Below are 19928 nucleotides of genomic sequence, written 5' to 3'. Positions count from 1 at the left end.
ATATAATACAGCCGCCGGTTTTTACGGTAATTATTAATTAGGGAGGAGCAGCCATGAGCAGCGCGATGTATGAGCGGATGCGGGCCAACCCAAAGTTCCAGGAACTCGTCGCTCGACGGGGTCGTTTTGCCTGGACGTTGGCATTCATTGTTTTGACCATGTTTTACGGCTTTGTGATGGTGGTGGCATTCAACCCCGCCTCGTTGGGGCAGCCGTTGAGTGAAGGTTCGATGCTGACGGTGGGGGTCGTCGTCGAGCTCTTTATGTTCATTTTCTTCTGGGCGCTGACAGCGGTTTACGTCCGTCGTGCCAATACGGAATTCGATTCCCTGACGCAGGAAATCGTCAAGGAAGCCTGGAAGGAGAATAAATAATGCGTCGCCTGACACAACTCATTACCGCGCTCGGCCTCGTCGCTGTTGCAGCCATGGCTTACGCCGGTGGCCCGCTCGAAGGCGTGACCGAAAAGCAGGCGACCAACTGGCACGCCATCATCATGTTCTGCATCTTCGTCACGATGACGATGGGCATTACCTATTGGGCCGCCAGCCGCACCAAATCGACGGCTGACTTCTACACGGCCGGTGGCGGTATCACCGGTTTCCAGAACGGCCTGGCGATTGCCGGCGACTACATGTCTGCCGCCACGCTGCTTGGTCTGACTGCCATGGTCTATGGCCAGGGTTATGACGGCTATATCTACATGCTGGCTTTCTTTGCCGGCTGGCCGGTCATCCTGTTCCTGATGGCAGAACGCCTGCGCAATCTGGGCAAGTTCACCTTCTCCGACATCACCGCCTACCGCCTGGATCAGGGCAAGGTGCGCACCATGGCCGCGATTTCCTCGCTGACCGTGGTCTGCTTCTACCTGATCGCCCAGATGGTTGGTGCCGGTCAGCTGATCAAGCTGCTGTTCGGTCTCGATTACAACGTCGCGATCTTCGCCGTTGGCATCTTGATGATGGTTTACGTGACCTTCGGCGGCATGGTTGCTACGACCTGGGTGCAGATCATCAAGGCCTGCATGTTGCTGGCCGGTGGCACGCTGGTCATGTTCCTGGCCTTCGGTCAGTTCGGCTTCTCGTTCCAGACCTTGGTGGAGAAGGCGACGGCAGTGCACAAGCTGGGTCCCAAGCTGATGTTCCCGGGTAGCCTGCTGGCCGATCCGGTGACCGCCATCTCGCTCGGTCTTGGCCTGATGTTCGGTACGGCCGGCCTGCCGCATATCCTGATGCGTTTCTTCACGGTGACCGATGCCAAGGAAGCGCGTAAGTCGGTGCTTTACGCTTCCGGTTTTGTCGCCTACTTCTTCAACGTCATCTTCATCATGGGCCTGTGCGGCATCCTGATCGTCGGTCAGAATCCGGAGTTCTTCGAAGGCGGCGTCGTCGGCGCCAAGATGATCGGTGGTGGCAATATGGTTGCCATGCACCTGGCCAAGGCTGTGGGCGGCAACATGCTGCTCGGCTTCCTGGCAGCGGTGGCCTTCGCTACTATCCTGGCCGTTGTGTCGGGTCTGGCGCTGGCTGGTGCTTCGGCCATTTCGCACGACATCTACGCTCGCGTCATCATGAAGGGGCAGGCTTCGGAAGCCACTGAAATCCGTGTTTCGAAGATTGCGACCATTTGTCTTGGTGCTGTTGCCATCGTGCTCGGCATCCTGTTCGAGAAGCAGAACATCGCCTTCATGGTCGGCCTGGCGTTCGGCGTGGCAGCAGCAGCCAACTTCCCGGTCCTGATCCTCTCCATGTACTGGAAGGGCTTGACCACCCGCGGCGCGCTGTTCGGCGGCTACGGCGGCCTGGTTTCCGCTGTGCTCTTCGTGGTCTTCTCCAAGTCGGTGTGGGTTGATGTGCTGCACAATGCAGCCCCGCTCTTCCCTTACACCCAACCGGCGCTGTTCGCGATGCCGATTGCCTTCCTGCTTGCCTACATTTTCTCGAAGACTGACACCAGTGTTCGCGCTGGCAAGGAAATCGAGGCGTTCGAAGATCAGTATGTCCGTGCCCAGACGGGTTACGGAGCTGAATCAGCCAGCAAGCACTGATCCCGCTTGAGCCAATCGAAACCCCGGCAGCCAAAACTGCCGGGGTTTTCTATTGGGCGAAATACTTTTCGGCTGCTTCAATGAATTACCGTTTGTAGTAAATTCGTGGAATATCTGGAGGAGCTGATGAAACGAGCGATAAAACCGACCAGCGTTGAGCGAAAAATGCGTGAAGATGACTTCATCGTTTCCAAAACCAACGCCAAAGGCATCATCACTTACGGGAATCCGATTTTTATCGAATTTTCCGGCTATACAGAAGAAGAACTGCTGGGTTCCCAGCACAACATCATTCGTCATCCGGACATGCCCAGATCGGCCTTCAAGCTGGTTTGGGACACGATCCAGTCAGGCAAGGAATTCTTTGGCTACGTAAAGAACATGTCGAAGGACGGTGGTTTTTATTGGGTCTTTACCCACATTACGCCGGATCTGGATTTGTCCGGGAATATTGTCGGTTATACCTCTGTCCGGCGTTGCCCCAGCGCGGAGGCCGTGCGCAAGATTGAGCCAGTCTATCGCGCCATGCTCGAGGCGGAACGCTCGGCCGGAGCGCGCTCGGCGATGGAAGCCGGAACCAATGTTTTGCTCGAAATCATGAATCAGTCAGGAGTGAGTTATGAAGAACTCGTCTTCTCGCTCTAAAGCGCAACTTTTCCTGGCTATCCTGCTGTTGCTGGCTTTGGGTCTGGGATTTCTTTCACCGTGGGCGTCTGCGGCTTGTTTGGCGGTAGCCTTGCTGGTTCTACTCTGGCCCAACGCCAGTTCGGTCAAGGAGCTCTCAACGCTTGATGCATTGCTGCGTCAGGTCGGCAAGGGGGAACTGGTCGCCCGCTTGCCTCATGCCATGGGTGATCCAACGCTGGAATCGATCCGGGTTAACCTCAACTCGGCGCTCGACCAGACTGAAACGGCTTTTCGCGAAATCCTGGGCGCGATGCAAGCCTCATCGACGGGCCGGACATGGCGAAGGCTCCAGCGACCGGGCCTGCATGGCACCTTCGGTACCGTCCTGGCCCAGATGCAGGTGTTGCTGGATCAGCTTGAAGAGGCTCAGGAGTCGATTGCGCGAGAGGCGCTTCTGTCACGAATTTTCCTGCGCTCCGAGCGTGGCTTGTCGATGGCCATTGAGCACGTCGACAAAGCCTTGTTCGAAGTGGGCGGCAACTCAAAACTGTCGCAGCAGTTGGCAGGTGATTTTGGCGAATCCGCCTCGGCGATGTCGAGTTCGGCGCAGCGCATGTCCGATGCACTCGGCGGGGCGCAGCAGGCAGCTGAGGCTGGCGTCAGCGCACTCGACGACCTCAATGCCAAGGCGGCAGCGATTCATCTGCTGACAGGCCAAATCGAAGGGGTGGCGAAACAGACCAATCTTCTGGCGCTCAACGCCGCCATCGAGGCGGCACGGGCCGGTGAAGCCGGGCGAGGCTTTGCAGTCGTCGCCGATGAGGTACGTAAACTGGCCGATCAGGCACAGCGTTCGGCCGAAGAAATCGCCGCAGCGATTTCGGCGATCAGCACCTCAATGCAATCGGCCACGGTCCAGATCGGTGATCTGCAACATGCAGTGTCTGGAGCGCGGCTTACCGCAGGCGAATTCAGCAGTGAGCTGGCCAATTCGGCGACCTCGGCCAATCGCGTTTACGACTTGGCAAGTACGATAGGGGAAGGCGCCCACTCCATGGAGTCTTCAATGCGTCTGGTGGCCACCGCCCAGCGGGCGCGGGCCGATGTGACGGCTATTCTCCACGGCGAGGAGGTCAATATCTCTTCGCTGAGCGAAATGGAGCAGGAAGCGGCGAATATTGCGCGTTCCCGCAAATGGATCAAGGGAAGCTCAGACCGTGAGGCCTTGGTGGCGATTTACGACAGCCTGTTCGCCAATATCGAAAGGCAGATGCACTAATCAGTGCGCTCAGGCCGCCTTGGGGGCTTTGGCATCCATCTTGGCCAGTGCTTCGCGGCCGGAAAGCAGGTGGTCATGCATCAGCTTTTCGGCACGGCTGGCATCGCTGGAAGAGAGCGCCGCCATGATCAGGCGGTGTTCATCCAGCGATTGCTGCAGGCGGCCCTCCAGCGACAGGGAATGCAGGCGCGACAGCTTCAATACTTTGCGCAAATCCTGGATCACCGAGAGCAGCCAGCGGTTGCCGGAGAGTTCCTGAATTTTCTTGTGGAATTCCTGGTTGGCCTCGAAGAAGGCATCGATGCGACCGTCGCGCGCAGCCGATTCCAGTCGCTCGTGTATTTCCTTGAGCGCGGCGATGTCGACAGGCTTGGCGTTCTTGACCGCTTCGGCGGCGCAACGTCCTTCCAGCATGGCCATCAGCGGGAAAATGTCGTCCAGATCCTGGCGGGAAATTTCAGTGACGTAGCAACCACGCCGCGGCCGAAGTTCAACCAGTCCCTCGGAGGCGAGTACCTTGAGTGCTTCACGCAAGGGTGTGCGTGAAATGCCGTACTGCTCGGCGAGTTTTTGCTCGTCGATCCAGGTGCCGGGGGTCAGTTCGTGGGCGAAGATGCGTTGGCGCAGTCGTTCTGCCACTTCCTGATAAAGCGCGGTTGGTGCGATACGGTTCATGGTTTTGGTGTGGTGTGAATGGGCAAGTCGGTGCATGGCTGACTTGCTTCCATAATTATGGATACAGTATTATGTGGGGCTTGGTATGTCAAGCTGGGCCCAAAAGCGTAGAATTTTGAATTCTGCATCATAAGCCCGAAAAAATCGAATCAGCGAGGGGTGTGTCATGTCTGAAAAGTTCTTTGATTCCAATAACCTGGATGCCTGGGAAAAGGCAGCCGCCAAGCAATCTCCCGGCGGTGACGTCAATAACCTGGTCTGGAACACACCCGAAGGTCTGGCCGTCAAAGCCTTGTACACCAAGGCCGATGTTGCAGACCTTGAGTTCGCCGACACCCTGCCCGGCTTCGCGCCCTATTTGCGCGGCCCGCAACCGACCATGTATGCAGTCAAGCCGTGGACCATCCGCCAGTACGCCGGTTTCTCCACTGCCGAGGCTTCCAATGCTTTCTACCGCAAGGCGCTGGCCGCCGGCGGTCAGGGCGTTTCGGTGGCTTTCGACCTGGCGACGCACCGTGGTTACGACTCGGACAACGCCCGCGTCACTGGTGACGTCGGCAAGGCTGGCGTGGCGATCGACTCGGTCGAGGACATGAAGATTCTCTTTGACAGCATCCCGCTCGACAAGATTTCCGTCTCGATGACCATGAACGGCGCTGTGCTGCCGATCCTCGCCGGCTACATCGTTGCTGCCGAAGAACAGGGCGTGTCGCAGGACAAGCTGTCCGGCACCATCCAGAACGACATCCTCAAAGAATTCATGGTGCGGAACACCTATATCTATCCGCCCAAGCCGTCGATGAAGATCATCGCCGACATTTTCGGCTATACCGCGCAGCACATGCCGAAGTTCAACTCGATCTCGATTTCCGGTTATCACATCCAGGAAGCCGGCGCCAACCAGGCCATCGAGCTGGCCTTCACGCTGGCCGACGGCATGGAATACGTGCGTACCGGCGTCGCTTCCGGCATGGACGTCGACACCTTCGCTGGCCGTCTGTCCTTCTTCTGGGCCGTCGGCATGAACTTCTACCTGGAAATCGCCAAGATGCGCGCCGGCCGCCTGTTGTGGGACCGCATCATGACCGGTTTCAATGCCAAGAGCCCGAAGTCCAAGATGCTGCGCACGCACAGCCAGACCTCCGGCTGGTCGCTGACCGAGCAGGACCCGTACAACAACGTCGTGCGTACCACGATCGAAGCGATGGCGGCCGTCTTCGGCGGCACCCAGTCGCTGCACACCAATGCGCTCGACGAAGCCATTGCGCTGCCAACCGAGTTCTCGTCGCGCATCGCCCGCAACACGCAGCTGATCATCCAGGAAGAAACCCACATCACCAATGTCGTCGATCCGTGGGCCGGCTCCTACATGATGGAAAAGCTGACCCAGGACATGGCTGACAAGGCCTGGGGCATCATTCAGGAAATCGAGGCGATGGGCGGCATGACCAAGGCCGTCGAGTCCGGCTGGGCCAAGATGCAGGTCGAAACCTGCGCCGCCGACAAGCAGGCGCGCATCGACTCCGGCAAGGACGTCATCGTCGGCGTCAACAAGTACAAGCTGGCCAAGGAAGACGCGATCGACATTCTCGATATCGACAACCATGCCGTGCGTGATTCGCAGGTTGCCCGCCTCAAGCAGATTCGTGCCACCCGCGACACCGCTGCGGTCAACGCAGCTCTGGAGGCCTTGACCAAGGCAGCCGAGACCGGCGAAGGCAACCTGCTCGACCTGACTGTCAAGGCCATGCGTCTGCGTGCCACGGTCGGTGAAGTATCCGATGCGCTGGAAAAAATCTTCGGTCGTTTCCGCGCCAACAACCAGACCATTTCGGGTGTTTACGGAGGTGTCGTGGAGGGTCAGGAAAGCTGGGAATCGATCAAGGCCGATATCGCCAAGTTCGCTGAAGAAGAAGGTCGTCGTCCGCGCATCATGATCGCCAAGCTCGGTCAGGACGGTCATGACCGCGGCGCCAAGGTGGTGGCCACCGCTTTCGCCGACCTCGGTTTCGACATCGACATGGGCCCGCTGTTCCAGACCCCGGAAGAGGCAGCCCGTCAGGCCGTTGAAAACGACGTCCACGCGATTGGCGTTTCGTCGCTGGCCGCTGGTCACAAGACGCTGTTGCCGGAACTGGTCAAGTCGCTCAAGGCGCAAGGTGCCGATGACATCATCGTCTTCGCCGGCGGTGTGATTCCGGCCCAGGATTACGACTACCTCTATAACGCAGGTGCCAAGGCCATCTTTGGCCCGGGCACGCGGATCGAGGATTCGGCCAAGCGCGTGATGGAAGAAATCCGTAAGGCGCGCGGCTGATTCGCGAATGAATCTGAGCGAGGTTCCGGTGTCGGCTCATTCGCTGTCGTCTGCTGACCAGACGCTCGTCGAGAGCGTGCTGGCCGGTCAGCGGCGGGCGCTCGCCAAGGCGATCACGCTGATCGAGTCTACCCGTGCCGATCACCAGCAGCGCGCCCAGCAGGTGCTGAACGCGCTGTTGCCAAAGACCGGTAACGCGGTCCGGATCGGTATTTCCGGCGTGCCGGGGGCGGGAAAGTCGACCTTCATCGAGGCGCTTGGCGTCTGGTTGATCGAGCAGGGCAAGAAACTGGCCGTGCTCGCCGTCGATCCTTCCTCGTCGGTATCCGGTGGTTCCATTCTCGGCGACAAGACGCGCATGGAGCAGCTTTGCCAGCGCGAGGAAGCATTCATTCGTCCCAGTCCGTCGGCCGGTTCGCTCGGCGGTGTTGCTGAAAAGACCCGCGAGGCCATGCTGCTTTGCGAAGCGGCCGGTTTCGACGTGATCATCATTGAAACCGTCGGCGTCGGTCAGTCGGAAACGACCGTGGCCGGCATGGTCGACATGTTCTGTCTGCTGCAATTGCCGAATGCCGGTGATGACCTGCAGGCGATCAAGAAGGGTATTGTCGAGATTGCCGACATGGTGGTCATCAACAAAGCCGATATCGATCGTCAGGCGACCGCAGTCGTTCGCGCCCAGTGGCGCAATGCGCTGCACATGTTGCGGCCGGCGTCGCCAAACTGGGCACCGCCGGTGATCGCCCTGTCGGCCTTGCATAAGGAAGGTATTGCCGAGTTCTGGGAGCAGGTCGAGAAGTACCAGGCGGCCTTGAAGCCGACCGGCGAGTTCCAGGCCAAGCGCCAGCACCAGTCCTTGAGCTGGATGTGGCAACTGATCGATTCCGGGCTGCGCCAGCATTTTCGCCAGCATCCGCGTGTGCAGGCCAATCTGCCGGCACTGACCCTATCCGTTGAACAGGGCCATACGACCCCGGCTGCCGCCGCGTATGCGCTGCTCGACTATCTGAAACACTGAGTTCAAATTACCTGATCCACTTAGGGAGTTTTTTATGCACGACATCATCCGTCAGCTGGAAAAAAAGCGCGAAATGGCCCGCCTCGGCGGTGGCCAGAAGCGTATCGACAGCCAGCACAAGAAGGGCAAACTGACCGCCCGCGAACGCCTTGAGCTGCTGCTTGACCCGGATTCCTTCGAGGAATGGGACATGTTCAAGGAGCACCGTTGCGTCGATTTCGGCATGGATCAGGCCGAAAAGACCCCCGGTGACGGCGTTGTCGTCGGCTATGGCACCATCAATGGTCGCCTGGTTTTCGTCTTCTCGCAGGACTTCACGGTGTTTGGCGGTTCGCTGTCCGAAACCCACGCCGAGAAGATCTGCAAGGTCATGGACCAGGCGATGAAGGTCGGTGCGCCGGTGATTGGCCTGAACGACTCGGGTGGCGCCCGTATCCAGGAAGGCGTTGCCTCCCTCGGTGGCTATGCCGACGTGTTCCAGCGTAACGTGATGGCCTCCGGCGTCGTGCCGCAGATCTCCATGATCATGGGCCCCTGCGCCGGTGGTGCGGTTTATTCGCCGTCGATGACCGACTTCATCTTCATGGTCAAGGATTCGTCCTACATGTTCGTGACCGGTCCGGAAGTCGTCAAGACCGTGACCCACGAAGACGTCACCGCCGAAGAACTGGGCGGTGCCGTGACCCACACGACCAAATCCGGTGTGGCTGACCTGGCCTTCGAGAACGATGTCGAAGCCCTGTCCATGCTGCGTCGTTTCATGAACTTCGTGCCTTCCAACAACAAGGAAAAGCCGCCGGTCACCCCGACCAACGATCCGGTTGATCGCATGGACTATTCGCTCGACACCCTGGTGCCGGACAACGCGAACAAGCCGTACGACATGAAGGAATTGCTGGTCAAGGTCGTTGATGACAACGATTTCTTCGAATTGCAGGCCGACTACGCCAAGAACATCATCATCGGCTTTGGCCGCGTTGATGGTCATCCGGTCGGTATCGTCGCCAACCAGCCGTTGGTGCTGGCCGGCTGTCTGGATATCAAGTCCTCGATCAAGGCCGCCCGTTTCGTCCGTTTCTGCGATGCGTTCAACATTCCGGTGGTCACCTTCGTCGATGTGCCGGGCTTCATGCCGGGTACGACGCAGGAATACGGCGGCATCATCAAGCACGGCGCCAAGCTGCTCTACGCCTACGCTGAATGTACCGTGCCGAAGGTCACTGTGATTACCCGCAAGGCTTACGGTGGTGCCTATGACGTGATGTCCTCCAAGCACCTGCGTGGTGACGTCAATCTGGCCTGGCCGTCGGCTGAAATCGCGGTCATGGGCCCGAAGGGCGCTGTGGAAATCATCTTCCGCGAAGAAAAGAGCGATCCGGCCAAGCTGGCGCAACGTGAAGCCGAGTACAAGGAAAAGTTCGCCAATCCGTTCGTGGCGGGCGCTCGTGGCTTCATCGACGATGTCATCATGCCGCACGCCACCCGCAAGCGCATCGCCCGTTCGCTGGCCATGCTGCGCGACAAGAAACTCGACAATCCGTGGCGCAAGCACGGCAACATTCCTCTGTAAGCGTCAGGGAGAAAAAGGAATATGTTCACTAAGATTCTGATCGCAAACCGCGGCGAAATTGCCTGCCGCGTCATCAAGACCGCCCGCAAGATGGGCATCAAGACGGTTGCCGTCTATTCCGAAGCCGACAAGGACGCCTTGTTCGTCGATATGGCCGATGAAGCCGTCTGTATCGGCCCGGCTGCGTCGAAAGAGTCCTATCTGGTTGCCGACAAGATCATCGCCGCCTGCAAGCAGACCGGTGCTCAGGCCGTCCATCCGGGCTACGGCTTTCTGTCGGAAAACGCAGGGTTCTCGCGTCGCCTCGAAGAAGAAGGCATCAAGTTCATCGGTCCGAAGCACTACTCCATCGCCAAGATGGGCGACAAGATCGAGTCCAAGAAGCTGGCCATCGAAGCCAAGGTCAACACCATCCCGGGCTACAACGAGGCCATCGCGGGTCCTGACGAAGCCGTCAAGATCGCTCAGGGCATCGGCTATCCGGTCATGATCAAGGCTTCCGCAGGCGGCGGCGGCAAGGGCCTGCGCGTGGCCTACAACGATGCCGAAGCGCACGAAGGTTTTTCCTCTTGCGTCAATGAAGCCCGAAATTCCTTCGGTGACGACCGCGTCTTCATCGAAAAGTACGTGCTCGAACCGCGTCACATCGAAATTCAGGTGCTCGGTGACTCGCACGGTAACTACGTGTACCTGAACGAGCGCGATTGCTCGATCCAGCGTCGTCACCAGAAGGTCATCGAAGAAGCGCCGAGCCCCTTCGTCGATCCCGAGATGCGCAAGGCGATGGGCGAACAGGCCGTAGCCCTGGCCCGTGCTGTGAATTACGAGTCGGCCGGTACGGTCGAGTTCGTGGTGTCCGGTGCGACCAAGGAGTTCTACTTCCTGGAAATGAACACCCGCCTGCAGGTGGAACACCCGGTCACCGAACTGATTACCGGTCTCGACCTCGTCGAGCAGATGATCCGTGTCGCCTACGGCGAAAAGCTGCCGCTGACCCAGGCTGAAGTGAAGATCGACGGCTGGGCGATGGAATGCCGGATCAACGCCGAAGACCCGTTCCGCGGCTTCCTGCCCTCCACCGGCCGTCTGGTCAAGTTCCTGCCCCCCAAGGAAGTGCCGGGTCACGTGCGCGTCGATACCGGCGTTTACGACGGTGGCGAGATCTCGATGTTCTACGACTCGATGATTGCCAAGCTGATCGTCCATGGTGCCACCCGCGAGCAGGCCATCGCCCGCATGCGCGATGCGCTGAACGGCTTCGTCATTCGCGGCATTTCCTCGAACATCCCGTTCCAGGCCGCGCTGATGCAGCATCCGGTTTTCCATTCCGGCATCTTCGATACCGGTTTCATCCCCAAGCACTACCCGACGGGCTTCGATGCCTCGATGGTGCCGCACGATGATCCGGCCCTGCTGGTTTCCGTTGCCGCCTACGTCTATCGTGCCTTCACCGACCGTTCTGCCTCGATCACCGGTCAGTTGCAGGGTCACGAGCGCCTGGTCAGTGACAACTGGTGTGTCGTTCGCCTGAACCCGAATGGCAACGAGAATCATATGGTTGTCGCCCGTCCGATTCCAGGTGGCTACCATGTCGAGTACAAGGGTGAGCAGTACGAAATCCTGTCCGACTGGAAGCTGGGTGAGTCGCTGTTCAACGGCACCTGCAACGGTGAGGAATTCACGCTGCAGGTCGAGCGTCACAAGACTCGCTACAGCCTGTTCCACTGGGGCACACGTGCCGATTTCATGGTGATGAGCGCCCGTGCAGCTGAACTACTGGCCTTGATGCCTGAAAAGCAGGCGCCTGACCTCACCAAGTTCCTGATCTCCCCGATGCCTGGTCTGCTCCGCGAAGTGGCGGTCAAGGTTGGTCAGGACGTCAAGGCCGGCGAAAAGTTGGCGGTCATCGAAGCCATGAAGATGGAAAACATCCTTAAGGCCGACCAGGACTGCAAGGTCAAGAAGATCTCGGCAGCGGCCGGCGAAAGCCTGACCGTGGATCAGATCATCATTGAATTCGAGTGATGGTCCGTAGCTGCTGACTTTTAGTAAAAATCAGCAGCTCTCACACGCAAGAAAGGTCCGCCAAATGGCGGGCCTTTTTTATTGCCTGTTCACCGCGTAGCGGACGAAATCGACGCCACGCTCGAGTACTTCGGTTGGCAGCAAGTGGCTGACCTTTTCTGACTCGAAAGTGATGCCGACCTTGAGGCGAAGGCCCGCTGTCGAGGGAACGATCAGCGAATAATGCGTCCCGTCGCGCAGCAGGAAGGCCGGAGTGGCCGGCGCCTGTTTGTCCTGCAAGGCAGAGCGGCCAATGCGACCAGCGACAATATCTTCTTCATACCATGTCAGATTGGCCGCCAAGGCGCCGGTGGCCAGGCTTTGCAGGCCGATCATCACGCCAAGCCGAGCGGTCCCGCCATGGGAGGAAGCGATCAGGCAGGGGGTCAGGCGGCGAGCGCCTCCCCGGTCTTGCGAACGGATCGCCTTGCCGTCGACCAGTGTCCATTGTTCGCTAGGTACGTTCAGCTTCTTGACTGAGGTCGGCATGGCCGAGACCCGATCAAAGCCGAACATGGCGACCCGCTGGTGGGCCAGGGTGGCGCTGCCGGCATCGAGCGCGCCGGCAGGGGCAAGCAATTCGCCAGTCAACACGGCATAGGCATGGGTTGCTCCGAAGGCGAGTTCGATTTCGCCGATTTCTGTCGAAGCTTGCGGATATTGTGCGTCAAGACTGGCATCAAGCTGCCTGAGCAAGCGGATGCAGGCAGGCCCAGACAGCTCCCGTCCAAGTTTGAGCGCCTCGGGGGCTTCCCCGGCCTCCAGGGCAGCGATACGCTGCTCGATCTTGCGGACCACCTTGCGAACTTCCAGCCAGCGCGGCACCCCCGCCGGCAGCGGGGCACCGAAGAGTGGCGTGAGATCGACCGAATGGGCCTTGGGATCGTCGTCTGCCATGCTCTGGAAGCCGGCCAGTTCTCGCCAGCGACTGATCGCCCGGTTGGCGACACTGAGTTGGGCAGCTGATAATCGATAGGGATCGATCAGGCGCAGCATGAAGGCCCAGGCCAGATGCCCGGCGATGTTTGCTTCGCCCAGATGGCGAAAGTCTGGATCGGGCAGCGCCTGGCGCAACAGGCCACTGCTTTCAGCCTGCGCCAGCACGGCAAAGAGTGCTCGGTCCAGGATTTCAGGCATCTCTCGGGCCGCCTGAAAGTGGCAATATTGAGCCATGCGGAAGGCGCAGGCGGCCCGGTGCAGCGGCAGACACTTGTCAGATGACCCGAAATGCGGGGCCTGGCGAAGATAGGCGATGCCGAGGCGCAGCCACAGGCGCTGGGCCGTATCGAAGCAACGCTCGTCTTCGTCTGGCATCGGCAGCGCCTTGCGAACGTAACGGGTTTCAATCGCATCCTGCGCCGGAACGGCTGCACTGCGTAGCAGGTTCAGCAATTCGACGGCTTGCGCTGGCGGCAGCGCGGAGCCTTCCAGGGCCTCGATCTGTAAACAGATGGCAGCCAGCATGTGCATCGGCTGTGCTTGCGGCTGGCTGGCCAGCCAGGCTTTGGCTGACGGCAGATCGTGAAAAGCCTGAGTGATATTCTTGCGTGGTTCAGGCAGTGTTAACCAGTGCATAGGCGCTCCTTGCGGGGTATGCTTGAGTTATGAGCGGATTTGAACATTATGATCGCGAATTGATGGATCTTGATAACGAGATTCATCGCTATGCTGCCATTTGCGGCGTCAACTTGGCGAATCGCCACGAAGTCGATGCCTGTCTGCGCAATCATCACGAGACTTGGGCGGACGACAAGGCACGCGAGTCTCTGCAGGGCTTGCTGATTTTGCGTATCAAGCTGGAGGCGGAGATGATCGAACTTGGCTTCACGCCGCCAGCGCTGATCAAGCCGCGAACCCCGGATGCGTAAACGCTAGCCAACGCCGATGGCGGTGACCGGACAAGGCGCAACGCAGGCGCCGCAGCCGGTGCACGTTTCCGCATCAATTTCCGGCAGTGGGCTACCGCCCAGGCGCGGCGGGAAACGGATGGCGCGGGTGTCGCAAAAATCGCCACAGACCCGGCATTCGACCCCTTGTCGGGGCAGGCAGTCTTCGCCGATAGTGGCTTTGTAGGCCCAGGCGACTTGTTCAGGTTCAAGGCGAACCAGGGCCTTGGGTTGGCAACGACTGACGCAATCGCCGCAGAAAGTGCATTCCCCAAGGCTGAAATCGACGGTTGGATAGCCGCCGTCCCCGATCGCGATGATCTGGGTCGGACAGGCTTTCACGCAGTCACTGCAGCGTGTGCAGTGGTCGATGAAGGCGTCTTCCTGCAGAGCCCACGGCGGACGGAGCTCTGTCCTGGGGCGAGGTCGCCCCCGGAAAAAGCTGCGCCGTGACAGGTCGACCATGATGTGCAGCCTTACTTGCCAGCTTTCATTTTGTCGATACCGCTACGCAGCATCTGATCAATTTCGGAGCCCGGTTCGACCTGGTCCAGCAGTGGTTCCCAATACGCGATGCCCTTCTTGTTGTCGCCAGCCTCCATGGCGGCAGCGCCGGCCAGGAACAGACTGTGGGCGTGCTTGGGATCGATTTTCAAGGCGCGCTCGACCAGTTGCAGGGCCTTGCCGGTGATGCCCTTGCCGTTGGCCATGGCGACAGTTTCGGCGTAAGCAGCGAGCAGGTCGGGATTGTCGTCAATGGTTTTTTCGGCCTTGGCGAAGGCTTGTACCGCTTCGTCGTAACGGCCAAGTGATTTGTAGGAGCGGGCGAGCATCAGCCAGCCTTGCATGTCGTCCGGATTGGCCTTCATTTTTGCGGCCAGGCTGGCGACCATTTCGTTGATCTTTTCCGGCGTCATCTGCTGCGGGGCAGCGGTTTGCATCGGGTCCAGCGCTTTCGGATTGCCGAGTATGCCGTAGGCCAGCAGGCCAAGGATAGGGAGCAGGAGCAGGATGATGATCGCCATCTTGCGGCTCGGGCCGTACGTGGTGGTCACGGCATCGCCGGTCGTCGGTTCGACTTCTTCAAGCAGGCGGCGTTGGAGTTCGCGTTTGGCCTGCTCGAAATCGGCGATAGCCAAGGTTCCTTCCGTATTTTCGCGTTCAAGTTCGGCCAGCTGGTCGCGGAAAATCGCAACATTGGCTTCCTTGCGGTCTGTTTGCGGTTTTGGCGTGCGCAGGCCGAGCCAGAGCGGGGGCAAAATGAAGGCGGCAACCACCACGATCAACAGGGTGGCAAAAATGGCGAACTGGGTCATTTCTGGTCGTTTTCCTTGAGCAGCGCGTCGGCGCGGCTGGCGTCGTCAGCCGACAGCGGCTGATCTTCGGCATCAATGCGGGTCGAGCGGCGGCGCAGATAGCGCTGCAGCATGAACAGGCCAAGCAACATCAAGACGATGGGGCCGCCCCAGAGCAGCAGGGTGATGCCCTTGACTGGCGGCCGGTAGAGCACGAAATCGCCATAGCGGACGACCATGAAATCGACGATTTCCTTGTCGGTCTTGCCATCCTTGATCATGGTGCGGACTTCGCGGCGCAGATCCTGCGCCAGTTCAGCATTGGAGTCGGCAATGGTCTGGTTCTGGCAGACCAGGCAGCGCAGTTCCTCGGAGAGCTTTTGCAGGCGCTTTTCGGCCACCGGGTCGGCGGCGGTGGCCGCTTCGGTGGCCGCATCGGCCAAGGCTGCGGTCGACCCAAAAAAAGAGCCAAAAATGAAAAGTGCAATCAGGAAGCGGCGCTTCATTTGTTCAACTCGGCGAGTAGCGGCATGATCTTTTGCGCCAGCACGTCCGGCGAGATCGGGCCGGTGTGCTTCATGCGGATGATGCCGGCCTTGTCGATGATGTAGGTTTCCGGCACGCCATAGACGCCGTAGTCGATACCAACGCGGCCATCGAGATCCATGACGGTCAGCGTGTAGGGATTGCCGTGTTGCGCCAGCCATTGATTGGCGCGCTGGAAAGCCAGTTTCTTCTCTTCATCGGCCGGCATCTTGCTCATGTCGAAATTGCCGTCGCCCCGGACTTCCTTGTAGTTGAGGCCGACTAGTGGTACGTCGACCTTCCTGGAGAATTCGACCAGGACCGGGTGCTCCTGGCGGCAGGACACGCACCATGAGGACCAGACGTTAAGCAGCCAGACCTTGCCCTGCATGTCCTTGGGGCCCAGTGTCTTGTCAGGCGTGGCCAGGACGTTCAGGTTGAAGGCGGGAGCGGGTTTGCCGACCAAGGGAGACGGGACATCGCGGGGGTTGAGGTTGAGCCCGACAGCGAGCAGGGCGACGAGGGCGGCGAAAGCGCCGAGGACCCAGTAATAACGATTCATGCTTGTTGTGTTCCGGCAGGGATTTTGACAGTGGCTGAGACGCGGGATTTGACGCGATAGCGGCGGTCGAGCAGAGCGAGCAGGCCGCCCAGTGCCATCAGGAAGCAGCCACCCCAGATCCAGTCAACGAAGGGCTTGTAATAGACGCGCACCGCCCACTCGGCTTCCGGCTTGTCACGGTCGATTGGCTCACCGAGCGAGACATAGACATCGCGCAGGAAACCAGCGTCGATGGCGGCTTCGGTCATCGGCATGCCGGAGGACGCGTAGTTGCGCTTTTCCGGGTTCATTTTGCGCATGAATTTGCCGTCGACCGCAAGGTCGAAATCACCCTGAGCGGCCGTGTAGTTTGGCCCCTGCACGGATTTGACGCCGTTGAAAGTGAAACTGTAGCCGGCAACCGTGGTTGTTTCACCCGGCGCCATCTTGATGTCCTTTTCGTCCTGGAAGCTATTGACCATGGTCACGCCAACCACGAAAACGGCGATGCCAAAGTGCGCCAGGCACATGCCGACGAAGCTGCGCGGCTGCTTGACGGCGGTACTCAGGAAGGACTGGCCGGCACGCGTGTGCTGGACACGCTCGACGAAGGTAATCACCGTCGTGATCGCGACCCAGGCGGCGAGCAGGATGCCCAGTGCGATCAGCGTGCTCCAGTGGCCGTAAATCAGCGGCAGGGCGATAGCGACTACCGCAGCGGCGACCATCGCCCAGCGCACGATTCGGGTGATGTCCGGAATCGACGCTTCCTTCCAGCGGGCGAAGGGAGCAATGCCCATCAGAAACAGAACCGGAGCCATGACGGGAACGAAAACCGCGTTGAAGTACGGTGGCCCGACCGAAATCTTGCCGATGCCGAGGGCGTCGATCAGCAGTGGGTAGAGCGTGCCGAGGAGCACGGTGGCGCAGGCGACGACGAGCAGTACGTTATTGGTTAGCAGCAGCGACTCGCGAGAAATCAGCCCAAAACGGCCACCCAGGCCAACCTTCGGCGCCCGCCAGGCGAACAGTGCCAGCGAGCTACCGATGACGGCGACCAGGAAAATCAGGATGAAGATACCGCGCCGTGGATCGGTGGCGAAGGCATGAACCGAGGTCAGTACGCCGGAACGGACCAGGAAGGTGCCGAGCAGCGACAGCGAGAAGGCAGAGATGGCCAGCAGAACCGTCCAGTTCTTGAAACTGCCGCGCTTTTCGGTGACCGCCAATGAGTGGATCAGCGCCGTGCCGACCAGCCAGGGCATGAACGAGGCGTTTTCAACCGGATCCCAGAACCACCAGCCGCCCCAGCCCAGTTCGTAATAGGCCCACCACGAGCCGAGGGCGATGCCCATGGTCAGGAAGCACCAGGCAGCCATGGTCCATGGCCGCGACCAGCGTGCCCAGGCGGCATCCAACTGGCCAGAAAGCAGGGCTGCAATGGCAAAGGCGAAGGCGACCGAGAAACCGACGTAACCCATGTAGAGCATGGGCGGATGGATGACGAGTCCCGGGTCCTGTAGCAGCGGGTTCAAGTCGCGCCCTTCGGCGGCGGCTGGAAGCAGGCGCTCAAATGGATTGGAGGTGATCAGGATGAAGAGCATGAAGCCGAAGGCGACCAGCCCAAGGGTTCCGAGCACGCGGGCAACCATCGTTTCCGGCAGTTGCTTGGACAGCATGGCGACGCTGAAGGCCCACCAGGTCAGGAACAGCATCCAAAGTAGCAGCGAGCCCTCATGGCCGCCCCAGACGGCGGCAACGCGGTACTGAATGGGCAGCAACGAATTGGAGTGTTGCGCGACATAAACCACGGAGAAATCGTTGGTCACGAAAGCCTGCACCAGGCAGGCAAAAGAGAAGGTGAGCAGCAGCGCCATCGCCGAAGCGGCGGGGCGGGCGATGGCAACCCAGGCCAGGCGGTTCTGGTGGGCGCCGACTAGCGGCAGGGTGCCGAGGATCAGGGCAACCAGTGCGGCAAGGATCAGGGCGAAATGGCCGAGTTCAGGAATCATGCTTAGTAGCTCGCTTTGGGTTTTTCTGCGCCGGCCGACTTGGCCTGGGCATCGCCAACGGCCTTGGCGGCTTCCGGCGGCATATAGTTTTCGTCGTGCTTGGCCAGCACCTCGCTGGCGGTGAAGGTGCCGTCAGCGGCCATCTTGCCCTGGGCGACCACGCCTTTGCCTTCCTTGAACAGGTCGGGGAGGATGCCCTTGTAATGGACGGTCATGTCCTTGGCCGTGTCGGTGACGACGAAGGCGATAGTCACCCCGTCGGCTTGCCGTTGCAGGCTGCCTTCCTTGACCAGGCCGCCGATGCGGAAGGCCTTGCCTTGCGGTGCTTTGCCTTCGGCGACGTCGGTCGGCGAAATATAGAGGGCGATGTTGCTGTTCAGGGCATTCAGGACCAGTGCAGCGATGATGCCGATGATGGCCAGTGCGCCACCGATCAGGGCGAGTTTCTTGTGACGGGATTTCATTCTGCGGTGTTCCTGTTGTCAGCGCGCGATTCAGCGCGCAATTGGCGCTTCAGGCGTGCGATGGTGGTCTTTTGATTGCGGGCAACGATAATCGGTTCAATTGCCATGATCAGTGCGGTGAGGCCGAACGAGCCCCAGACGTAAAAACCGTAGCCACCCATGGCGAGGAAGTCGGCAAAGCTGTTCCAGTAGATCACTTGCCTTCTCCTTCCAGTACGGCCTTGACCCAGTCGGTATTGCGCTCGCGTTCAAGCATGATGGTGCGCACCCGCATCAGGGCGACGGCGATGGAATACATCCAGAAACACATGGCCATCAGCAGCATGCCCCAGAGCATGGTCTGCGCCATCGACGACTTGGCCAGGTTGACGCTGGAGCCCTGGTGCAGGGTGTTCCACCATTTGACCGAGAAATAGATGATCGGCACATTGACTACGCCGACCAGCAACAACAGGCCACCGGCCTTGTCGGCGCGGCGCGCGTCGTCGATCGCGGCGGTCAAGGCCATGTAACCGATGTACAGGAAGAGCAGAATCAGCTCTGAAGTCAGGCGCGCATCCCACACCCACCACGCACCCCACATCGGCTTGCCCCACAGGGCGCCGGTCCACAGCGAGATGAAGGCCATCAGCGCACCGGTCGGCGCCAGCGCCTGGGCCATCATGCCGGAAAGCCGGGTGTTGAAGGCCAGTCCGATAGCCGCCCAGAAGGCCATGACCAGGTAGATGAACATCGACATCCAGGAAGCCGGGACGTGGATGAAGATGATCCGGTAACCCTCGCCCTGCTGAAAGTCGGTCGGGGCAACCAGCATGCCGAGGTAGAGTCCGGCCAGGCCAAAGAGCACTGAAATGGCGACAAAGAAAGGAATCAGCGCACCGGCCAGCGGGTAAAACGTGGCGGGCGATGCGAAACGATAGAGATTGAAGCGATCTTTCATTCGAGGGCGATCTTCAAGGCAGCGGCCGACGCCCATGGGGCGAAGCCGAGTGAGGCAAAGGTAAGAGCAGCAAGCAGTGACAGATGACCTTCTCCCCCGAGTCCGGACACCGTCGCATCGACTGCGCCAGCGCCGAATATTAGCACCGGGATGTAGAGCGGCAGCACCAGCAGCGACAGCAGCACGCCGCCGCCACGCAGACCGAGGGTCAGCGCGGCGCCGATGGCACCGATGCCGGACAATGCTGGTGTACCGAGCAGGATGGCACCGGTCAGCACGACCAGCGCCTCGGACGATAGGTCGAACTGGATGCCGAGGACTGGCGCGATCAGCGCCAAAGGCAGTCCGGAGACCAGCCAGTGGGCGATTACTTTGCCGGTAACGACCAAACCAAGCGGGTGTGGAGCCAGGGCTAGTTGCTCCAGGGTGCCGTCACGATGATCGTCGGCAAACAATCGGGGCAGGGACAGCATGGTGGCGAGCAGCGCCGCAACCCACAGCACGCCGGGTGCCAGCTTGCGCAACAGGTCGGGTTCCGGGCCAATGCCGAGCGGGAACAGGCTGACGACGATGACGAAGAAGAACAGCGCTGAGACGATGTCGGCCTGGCGTCGCATGGCCAGTTTGAGATCGCGACCGATGACGGCGGTGATGATTTTCAGCATTCG

Annotated in this window: 20 protein-coding genes; 9 read left to right on the top strand and 11 right to left on the bottom strand. The window is 59.9% G+C overall.

Features of this window, described 5'->3' with window-relative positions; genetic code table 11:
• Positions 1 to 53 precede the first annotated feature (53 nt).
• The 4 genes from DARO_RS20440 (at position 54) to DARO_RS20425 (ending at position 3953) form a co-directional block, all read left to right on the top strand.
• On the top strand, positions 54 to 374 hold the full coding sequence (locus tag DARO_RS20440; RefSeq protein WP_011289732.1) for a DUF485 domain-containing protein: 321 nt from the start codon (positions 54 to 56) through the stop codon (positions 372 to 374).
• The gene (locus DARO_RS20435; RefSeq protein ID WP_011289731.1) at positions 374 to 2047 is read left to right on the top strand and encodes a cation acetate symporter; all 1674 of its coding nucleotides are present in this window, start codon (positions 374 to 376) and stop codon (positions 2045 to 2047) included. The genes DARO_RS20440 and DARO_RS20435 overlap by 1 nt, the downstream gene beginning before the upstream one ends.
• Before the next feature lie 105 nt (positions 2048 to 2152).
• The gene (locus DARO_RS20430; protein ID WP_497463008.1) at positions 2153 to 2692 is read left to right on the top strand and encodes a PAS domain-containing protein; all 540 of its coding nucleotides are present in this window, start codon (positions 2153 to 2155) and stop codon (positions 2690 to 2692) included.
• Entirely contained in the window at positions 2667 to 3953 is a 1287-nt protein-coding gene (locus DARO_RS20425) for a methyl-accepting chemotaxis protein (protein WP_011289729.1), read from the top strand. The genes DARO_RS20430 and DARO_RS20425 overlap by 26 nt, the downstream gene beginning before the upstream one ends.
• Positions 3954 to 3962: 9 nt before the next feature.
• Here DARO_RS20425 and DARO_RS20420 read toward each other — a convergent pair whose 3' ends face one another.
• Entirely contained in the window at positions 3963 to 4628 is a 666-nt protein-coding gene (locus DARO_RS20420) for a GntR family transcriptional regulator (protein ID WP_041225320.1), read from the bottom strand.
• A 166-nt stretch (positions 4629 to 4794) separates the two neighbouring features.
• On the opposite strand from DARO_RS20420, the gene scpA reads away from it, so the two are divergent.
• From scpA to DARO_RS20400, 4 genes are read left to right on the top strand one after another with little or no spacing between them, the layout of a single operon-like run.
• Positions 4795 to 6945, top strand: coding sequence for a methylmalonyl-CoA mutase (gene scpA, locus DARO_RS20415; RefSeq protein ID WP_011289727.1), 2151 nt, complete (start codon positions 4795 to 4797; stop codon positions 6943 to 6945).
• A gap of 7 nt (positions 6946 to 6952) precedes the next feature.
• Entirely contained in the window at positions 6953 to 7963 is a 1011-nt protein-coding gene (gene meaB / locus DARO_RS20410) for a methylmalonyl Co-A mutase-associated GTPase MeaB (RefSeq protein ID WP_041224568.1), read from the top strand.
• A 34-nt stretch (positions 7964 to 7997) separates the two neighbouring features.
• A complete protein-coding gene (locus DARO_RS20405; protein ID WP_011289725.1) occupies positions 7998 to 9533 on the top strand; it encodes an acyl-CoA carboxylase subunit beta in 1536 nt (511 codons plus the stop codon).
• A gap of 21 nt (positions 9534 to 9554) precedes the next feature.
• Positions 9555 to 11558 (top strand): acetyl-CoA carboxylase biotin carboxylase subunit, encoded by a 2004-nt coding sequence (locus tag DARO_RS20400; protein ID WP_011289724.1) that lies wholly within the window; start codon positions 9555 to 9557, stop codon positions 11556 to 11558.
• Between the two features lie 78 nt (positions 11559 to 11636).
• Here DARO_RS20400 and DARO_RS20395 read toward each other — a convergent pair whose 3' ends face one another.
• Positions 11637 to 13172, bottom strand: coding sequence for a cyclic-di-GMP receptor FimW-related protein (locus tag DARO_RS20395; protein WP_011289723.1), 1536 nt, complete (start codon positions 13170 to 13172; stop codon positions 11637 to 11639).
• Positions 13173 to 13234: 62 nt separating this feature from the next.
• On the opposite strand from DARO_RS20395, the gene DARO_RS20390 reads away from it, so the two are divergent.
• A complete protein-coding gene (locus DARO_RS20390) occupies positions 13235 to 13465 on the top strand; it encodes a hypothetical protein (protein WP_157037250.1) in 231 nt (76 codons plus the stop codon).
• A gap of 3 nt (positions 13466 to 13468) precedes the next feature.
• Here DARO_RS20390 and napF read toward each other — a convergent pair whose 3' ends face one another.
• Genes napF through ccmB form a run of 9 tightly spaced genes read right to left on the bottom strand, consistent with a single transcriptional unit; the run spans position 13469 to position 19925 of the window.
• The gene (gene napF, locus DARO_RS20385; RefSeq protein ID WP_011289721.1) at positions 13469 to 13948 is read right to left on the bottom strand and encodes a ferredoxin-type protein NapF; all 480 of its coding nucleotides are present in this window, start codon (positions 13946 to 13948) and stop codon (positions 13469 to 13471) included.
• Between the two features lie 11 nt (positions 13949 to 13959).
• Positions 13960 to 14799 carry a c-type cytochrome biogenesis protein CcmI gene (gene ccmI, locus DARO_RS20380; RefSeq protein WP_011289720.1) on the bottom strand — a complete coding sequence of 280 codons (840 nt, stop codon included), beginning with the start codon at positions 14797 to 14799 and terminating at the stop codon, positions 13960 to 13962.
• Entirely contained in the window at positions 14796 to 15284 is a 489-nt protein-coding gene (locus DARO_RS20375) for a cytochrome c-type biogenesis protein (RefSeq protein ID WP_011289719.1), read from the bottom strand. Before DARO_RS20375 ends, ccmI begins: the two co-directional genes overlap by 4 nt.
• Entirely contained in the window at positions 15281 to 15865 is a 585-nt protein-coding gene (locus DARO_RS20370) for a DsbE family thiol:disulfide interchange protein (RefSeq protein WP_011289718.1), read from the bottom strand. The genes DARO_RS20375 and DARO_RS20370 overlap by 4 nt, the downstream gene beginning before the upstream one ends.
• Entirely contained in the window at positions 15862 to 17856 is a 1995-nt protein-coding gene (locus tag DARO_RS20365; protein ID WP_011289717.1) for a heme lyase CcmF/NrfE family subunit, read from the bottom strand. The genes DARO_RS20370 and DARO_RS20365 overlap by 4 nt, the downstream gene beginning before the upstream one ends.
• 2 nt (positions 17857 to 17858) lie before the next feature.
• Positions 17859 to 18320 (bottom strand): cytochrome c maturation protein CcmE, encoded by a 462-nt coding sequence (ccmE, locus tag DARO_RS20360; RefSeq protein ID WP_011289716.1) that lies wholly within the window; start codon positions 18318 to 18320, stop codon positions 17859 to 17861.
• Complete coding sequence (ccmD, locus tag DARO_RS20355; RefSeq protein ID WP_011289715.1) at positions 18317 to 18517, bottom strand: heme exporter protein CcmD; 201 nt, start codon at positions 18515 to 18517, stop codon at positions 18317 to 18319. Before ccmD ends, ccmE begins: the two co-directional genes overlap by 4 nt.
• A complete protein-coding gene (gene ccmC, locus DARO_RS20350; RefSeq protein ID WP_011289714.1) occupies positions 18514 to 19260 on the bottom strand; it encodes a heme ABC transporter permease CcmC in 747 nt (248 codons plus the stop codon). Before ccmC ends, ccmD begins: the two co-directional genes overlap by 4 nt.
• Positions 19257 to 19925 carry a heme exporter protein CcmB gene (gene ccmB, locus DARO_RS20345; RefSeq protein ID WP_011289713.1) on the bottom strand — a complete coding sequence of 223 codons (669 nt, stop codon included), beginning with the start codon at positions 19923 to 19925 and terminating at the stop codon, positions 19257 to 19259. Before ccmB ends, ccmC begins: the two co-directional genes overlap by 4 nt.
• Positions 19926 to 19928 lie beyond the last annotated feature (3 nt).

The organism is Dechloromonas aromatica RCB, assembly GCF_000012425.1.
This window is presented reverse-complemented; position numbering and strand designations above follow the sequence as displayed.

Excerpts from the sequence above, each read along its gene's own strand:
- DARO_RS20425 (WP_011289729.1), top strand. The coding sequence starts at position 2,667 with ATGAAGAACTCGTCTTCTCGCTCTAAAGCGCAACTTTTCCTGGCTATC.
- napF (WP_011289721.1), bottom strand. The coding sequence starts at position 13,948 with ATGGTCGACCTGTCACGGCGCAGCTTTTTCCGGGGGCGACCTCGCCCC.
- DARO_RS20375 (WP_011289719.1), bottom strand. The coding sequence starts at position 15,284 with ATGAAGCGCCGCTTCCTGATTGCACTTTTCATTTTTGGCTCTTTTTTT.
- ccmB (WP_011289713.1), bottom strand. The coding sequence starts at position 19,925 with ATGCTGAAAATCATCACCGCCGTCATCGGTCGCGATCTCAAACTGGCC.
- DARO_RS20390 (WP_157037250.1), top strand. The coding sequence starts at position 13,235 with ATGGATCTTGATAACGAGATTCATCGCTATGCTGCCATTTGCGGCGTC.
- DARO_RS20440 (WP_011289732.1), top strand. The coding sequence starts at position 54 with ATGAGCAGCGCGATGTATGAGCGGATGCGGGCCAACCCAAAGTTCCAG.
- DARO_RS20420 (WP_041225320.1), bottom strand. The coding sequence starts at position 4,628 with ATGAACCGTATCGCACCAACCGCGCTTTATCAGGAAGTGGCAGAACGA.
- DARO_RS20405 (WP_011289725.1), top strand. The coding sequence starts at position 7,998 with ATGCACGACATCATCCGTCAGCTGGAAAAAAAGCGCGAAATGGCCCGC.
- DARO_RS20400 (WP_011289724.1), top strand. The coding sequence starts at position 9,555 with ATGTTCACTAAGATTCTGATCGCAAACCGCGGCGAAATTGCCTGCCGC.
- ccmI (WP_011289720.1), bottom strand. The coding sequence starts at position 14,799 with ATGACCCAGTTCGCCATTTTTGCCACCCTGTTGATCGTGGTGGTTGCC.
- scpA (WP_011289727.1), top strand. The coding sequence starts at position 4,795 with ATGTCTGAAAAGTTCTTTGATTCCAATAACCTGGATGCCTGGGAAAAG.
- DARO_RS20435 (WP_011289731.1), top strand. The coding sequence starts at position 374 with ATGCGTCGCCTGACACAACTCATTACCGCGCTCGGCCTCGTCGCTGTT.
- ccmE (WP_011289716.1), bottom strand. The coding sequence starts at position 18,320 with ATGAAATCCCGTCACAAGAAACTCGCCCTGATCGGTGGCGCACTGGCC.
- ccmC (WP_011289714.1), bottom strand. The coding sequence starts at position 19,260 with ATGAAAGATCGCTTCAATCTCTATCGTTTCGCATCGCCCGCCACGTTT.
- DARO_RS20365 (WP_011289717.1), bottom strand. The coding sequence starts at position 17,856 with ATGATTCCTGAACTCGGCCATTTCGCCCTGATCCTTGCCGCACTGGTT.
- DARO_RS20395 (WP_011289723.1), bottom strand. The coding sequence starts at position 13,172 with ATGCACTGGTTAACACTGCCTGAACCACGCAAGAATATCACTCAGGCT.
- DARO_RS20370 (WP_011289718.1), bottom strand. The coding sequence starts at position 15,865 with ATGAATCGTTATTACTGGGTCCTCGGCGCTTTCGCCGCCCTCGTCGCC.
- meaB (WP_041224568.1), top strand. The coding sequence starts at position 6,953 with ATGAATCTGAGCGAGGTTCCGGTGTCGGCTCATTCGCTGTCGTCTGCT.